Source organism: Kitasatospora sp. NPDC059160, assembly GCF_042755465.1.
GTDB lineage: Bacteria > Actinomycetota > Actinomycetes > Streptomycetales > Streptomycetaceae > Kitasatospora.
Map to the genome: position 1 here is coordinate 1 of NZ_JBHZCN010000238.1, position 2,747 is coordinate 2,747.

Annotated in this window: 4 protein-coding genes; all 4 read left to right on the forward strand. The window is 74.2% G+C overall.

The genetic code is table 11. From position 1 onward, the window contains the following. Positions 1–113 precede the first annotated feature (113 nt). Positions 114–323 carry a hypothetical protein gene (locus tag ACFXOZ_RS42400; protein ID WP_380595380.1) on the forward strand — a complete coding sequence of 70 codons (210 nt, stop codon included), beginning with the start codon at positions 114–116 and terminating at the stop codon, positions 321–323. An 87-nt stretch (positions 324–410) separates the two neighbouring features. After that, positions 411–1,121 carry a hypothetical protein gene (locus ACFXOZ_RS42405; protein WP_380595382.1) on the forward strand — a complete coding sequence of 237 codons (711 nt, stop codon included), beginning with the start codon at positions 411–413 and terminating at the stop codon, positions 1,119–1,121. A 207-nt stretch (positions 1,122–1,328) separates the two neighbouring features. After that, positions 1,329–1,706, forward strand: coding sequence for a hypothetical protein (locus ACFXOZ_RS42410; protein WP_380595384.1), 378 nt, complete (start codon positions 1,329–1,331; stop codon positions 1,704–1,706). Between the two features lie 137 nt (positions 1,707–1,843). Continuing rightward, positions 1,844–2,509 carry a hypothetical protein gene (locus tag ACFXOZ_RS42415; RefSeq protein WP_380595386.1) on the forward strand — a complete coding sequence of 222 codons (666 nt, stop codon included), beginning with the start codon at positions 1,844–1,846 and terminating at the stop codon, positions 2,507–2,509. The last annotated feature ends 238 nt before the right edge of the window (positions 2,510–2,747 follow it).

Consider the following 2,747-nt stretch of genomic DNA (forward strand, 5'->3'; position numbering starts at 1 on the left):
GACACAGGCCCCCAAAGTCTGGTTTAATTGTCTCATCAAGGCGGGGAGGGCAACCCCCGCCACGAGGCCCCGGCCAACCAGCCGGAACCCACCAACAACCCGAGGAGGGGCCCATGTCTACGCCGCTGTTCGCCCCGGCTGTCCCCGTCGAGATCGCCGCCGCCGGATACGAGGCGTTCGCCGCTGGGCGCGAGCACATGAAGCTGCACGCCGCCCACGGCCGCCGCGCCGAGCCCACCGCGCTCGCCGAGGCCTACCGAGACGCTGCCGAGTCCGCGTTCGAGCAGATCATCGCGCGCATCGCGCCCCGCCCGGTCGACTGACCGACCGTCAGCCCCGCAAGCCCGGCGGGAGCGGAGGGCAACCCGCCCCCGCCGGGCCACCAGCCACCAACAACCCGAAGGACAACCGTGTTCGAGTTCGGCCCCGCTCCCATCACTACCGCCCCCCTGACCGGCCCCGAGCTGGACGTGATCGAGGCGCTCCGCGTCTGCTCCGCCCTGCTCGCGGTGCGCGGCTACTTCCAGCCGCTCAGCCGCCAGTGGGAGCCCCAGCCGCCCACCGCGATGGAGGCCGAGCACTACCTGCGCGGCTACGGCGACCCCCGGCTTCGGGCGGAGGTCGACGGCGTGCACGACGCGGCCGACCGGGCCGTCGAGGCACTCCAGTGGTGCCTGGACGGCCAGTTCGTCGCCGACGACTTCCGCCGGAGGCTGTTCGCCATCGCCCGCCACCCGTTCACCACGTGGCGCAACCTCCCGCTGCTTGCTTCGGTCCCCGCCGCCGTCAAGCGCGCGAAGGCCGCCGCCGAGGCGGCCGAGGCCGCCGAGCGCTCCCGCCACCTTGGAGTGCCCGACTACTGGCTGGCCGGGCTGACCCTCTCCGTGGTGCGCGTGATCGACCTCGGGCAGAGGACCTTCGGCTACCACGTCCAGCCCCGCCACCGCGTGATCTTCCGGGACGCCGAGTTGAACACCCTCACGTGGGTGAGCACGAGCACCCGACTCCCGGCCGTCGGGCGGACCGTCACCCTGTCCGGCACCGTCAAGGCCCACACCCTCTACTGGGGCACCCGGCAGACCGAGCTGACCCGCTGCCGGTGGGAGTACACCACCGGCTGACCGCCCGGCCGGTCCCGGGCACCGCGCCCCGGGACCGGTCCGGCCCCGGGGCGGGTGGCCGGGTCGCGGCGGCATCGAGCCGCCGCCCCCGGGCTGCCGCGCGGCCTTCTGCCCCGCCGCATCCGAGTTTCCGCACGGGAGGGCAACCCCGTGCGGACCCCGGGCCCACCAGGCCCGAACCACCACCAACACGAGAAGGACCATCCGATGACCCCGTGGAACCCCGGCGACCTGCTCGCCCCCATCGTGTGTGCCGTGCTGGACGAACGCGCCATCGCCTACACCTGGCCCGGGCGGGCGGGTACCGACTTCCTGGCACTGCCGATGACCGGTGCCAGCGAGGTGCTGGTCAGTGACATCAACAGCGACCTGTCCGGCACCGTCGGCGCGTGCGGCGGACTGCAGGCGATCTACTACCCCACCGGGCTGGTCTCGGGGCGGTCCGACTTCGTCACGGTCTACGAGCCGCTCGGGTGCTGGACCGTGCGGGGCACCTCCCCGCGCGAGGTCGAGCAGTTGCGGACCGCGTTCGACGGCGACATCCGAGCGGCGGCCGCCGCCTTCCTCGCCCGCACGTACTCCTGACCAACGGCGCCGGGCCACCGGGAGAGCACCCCGGCGGCCCGGCCCGCCCACCCGACCCACCACCCCGCAGGACCCCGTCAAGGCGGGGCCCCGGCGAGCATCCGACTCCCCCGTACGCCACCACTAGGAGAACAGCCGTGACCACCTTCACCGACGCCCTGCCCCCCGGGACGCTTGTGCGCTGCCGCACCAGCCAGGGCGATGACGCCCAGGCCGTCGTCCTCGGTCCCCGCCACCGACGCCCCCAGCACACCCGCCCCGCGCCCGCCGCCCACCGCGTCTGGCTCCGGCCCGGCGGTGACACCGTGGACGGACCCGCCCCCACCGGCTCCATCGATCTCAGCCACGACATCACCGAGGTCACCGGCACCGTCGCCGACCTCCCGGAAGCCGCTCTCCACGCCATGGTCACGAGCAACGACCTGTACCACGAGGCCAACGGCGTCTGGGAGACCGCCCGGGCCCTGCACCTGTACAGGTACACCGCCCCGGCCACCCCCGACGGCTGGACCCCCGCCTACACCATGCTGGACGACCTCGGCCCCTACCCCTGCCTCGCCGACGGCACCAGCTGCAACAACGGCTACGGTCACCCCCGCATCACCCTCGCCACCGCCCACCGCGTCGCCGCCGACATCGCCGCCCAGAACGCCCACTTCGGTGGTTGCTGGAGTGGCCTGCGCATCACTGGCGACACGATCACGGTTCTCGACAACGACGGCGAGTTCGCCGAGGAGTGCCACCCCGGCCCGGACGGCACCTACGCCATCGGCCACGGCTACTGGGTGTGGACCATCCACTGACCCCGAAGGCCGCCGGTCCCGGGGCCCCGTTCCGGGACCGGTCCGGTCCCCGGGGCGGGTGGCCGGGTCACGGCGGCATCGAGCCGCCGCCCCCCGGGCTGCCGCGCGGCAGCCCGGCCCCGATCGGGCGCGGTGGTGGAGTCGACACCCCTTCGGGGCGGCACCTCCCCGGTCCGGCGCGTTCACCGCCGGGGCCGTGGCCGGCCCCGGCGGGCGCCGGACAACCCCGTCGGCGTGC

Bases quoted from the DNA above. Each gene is read 5' to 3' on its own strand.
- ACFXOZ_RS42400 (WP_380595380.1), top strand. From the start codon at position 114: ATGTCTACGCCGCTGTTCGCCCCGGCTGTCCCCGTCGAGATCGCCGCC.
- ACFXOZ_RS42410 (WP_380595384.1), top strand. From the start codon at position 1,329: ATGACCCCGTGGAACCCCGGCGACCTGCTCGCCCCCATCGTGTGTGCC.